The sequence below is a fragment of the Aeromonas caviae genome, assembly GCF_000819785.1.
In the GTDB taxonomy this organism is placed as follows: Bacteria; Pseudomonadota; Gammaproteobacteria; order Enterobacterales; family Aeromonadaceae; genus Aeromonas; species Aeromonas caviae.
Genome location: NZ_CDBK01000063.1, coordinates 1 through 1386, shown reverse-complemented (window position 1 = coordinate 1386; position 1386 = coordinate 1). Strand labels below are relative to the sequence as shown.

Annotated in this window: 2 protein-coding genes; both read right to left on the bottom strand. The window is 59.8% G+C overall.

Going from position 1 to position 1386, the window contains the following annotated elements:
- Positions 1-202 precede the first annotated feature (202 nt).
- Complete coding sequence (locus BN1120_RS09795; RefSeq protein ID WP_042015896.1) at positions 203-748, bottom strand: cytochrome b; 546 nt, start codon at positions 746-748, stop codon at positions 203-205.
- 254 nt (positions 749-1002) lie between these two features.
- The coding region (gene crr / locus BN1120_RS09790) for a PTS glucose transporter subunit IIA (RefSeq protein ID WP_042015893.1) at positions 1003-1386 on the bottom strand (384 nt) is incomplete at its 5' end.

Sequence of the window (1386 nt, the reverse complement as noted above, 5' to 3'; positions counted from 1 at the left end):
GGCGGCCGGCCGCCAGATCGGGGTCATCTCCCACGTGCAGACCCTGGTGGAGCGGATCGGTGTGCAGGTGCGGGTGGAGGCCCTCGGTGGCGGTGAAAGCCGGGTGGTGTTGCCCGGCTGACGACGTGTCGCCCATGACCCTCCATGAGCAAAAAGGCCCCTGTCACAGGGGCCTTTTTGTTGGTGTGCAACCCGTTGCTGGTTATTTGCGCTCGGGCAGCATATTGGTCAGGGTGTTGTCCTTGAGCACATGGTGGTGGTAGATGGCTGCCGCTGCGTGCAGGGCAATCAGAGCATAGCCAATGTTGGCCAGCGTCTCGTGCAACTCCTTGATGGTGCCCTTCAGGCCGTCATCGGGGGCGATGAGGGCGGGGAGCGCCAGGCCGAAGAAGGGAATGGGCTTGCCCCCTGCGCTCAACAGCAGCCAGCCCAGCAGCGGGGTGAGGATCAGGAAGCCATAGAGCGCCAGATGGGCGAGCTTGGCCAGCGTGAGCATCAGGGGGGAGAGCTCGGGCACGATACGCGGTGAAGGGCTACCCACGCGCACCAGCAGGCGCACGACCACCAGCGCCAGGATCAGCAGACCCACCATGAAGTGAAACTCCTTCATCAGGTCGCGTCCGGCCGACCCTTTGGGGAAGATGTCCCTGAACTCCATCAGCGCATAGACGGCGATCATCAGCAGCAGGGTCAACCAGTGCAGCCCTATGCTCAGGCTGCCATAACGTTGTTCGGTATTTCTCAGCATCGTTGTCTCCTCGCCACTTAAGCGGCTTATCTCTTTTCATCCCGTCTCGTATCGAGCCAAAGGACCCGCAGGTATCCCTCTTGAGGGTACTCGGCTTGCTTATGCCCGTGTTGATCTCGATAACATTTCTGCCTGTTTGCCATCATGCTGACCTGTGCGGGAGCCCATGGAGTATCGGGAGATGGAAGGGGCAAAAAAAAACCGAAGCACCAGGCTTCGGTTTTTGGCGGTCGCTGGCGTCAAGCCAGGGCGCATTATTTCTTGATGCGGATCACCGGGGTCTCGCCCACGGTCACGGCGCCAGTCATCTTCACCAGCTCTTTGATCTCGTCCATGTTGGAGATGACCACAGGTGTCAGGGTAGACTTGGCTTTGGCTTCCAGAACGGCCAGATCGAACTCGATGATGGTGTCACCGCGCTTGACCTGTTGACCTTCCTGAGCGATACGGGTGAAACCTTCACCCTTCAGCTCGACGGTGTCGATACCGAAGTGAACGAACAGCTCGATACCAGAGTCGGACTCCAGAGAGAACGCGTGGTTGGTCTCGAAGATTTTGCCGATGGTGCCGTCGCACGGAGCAACCATCTTGTTGCCGGCCGGCTTGATGGCGATGCCGTCGCCGACGATCTTCTCGGC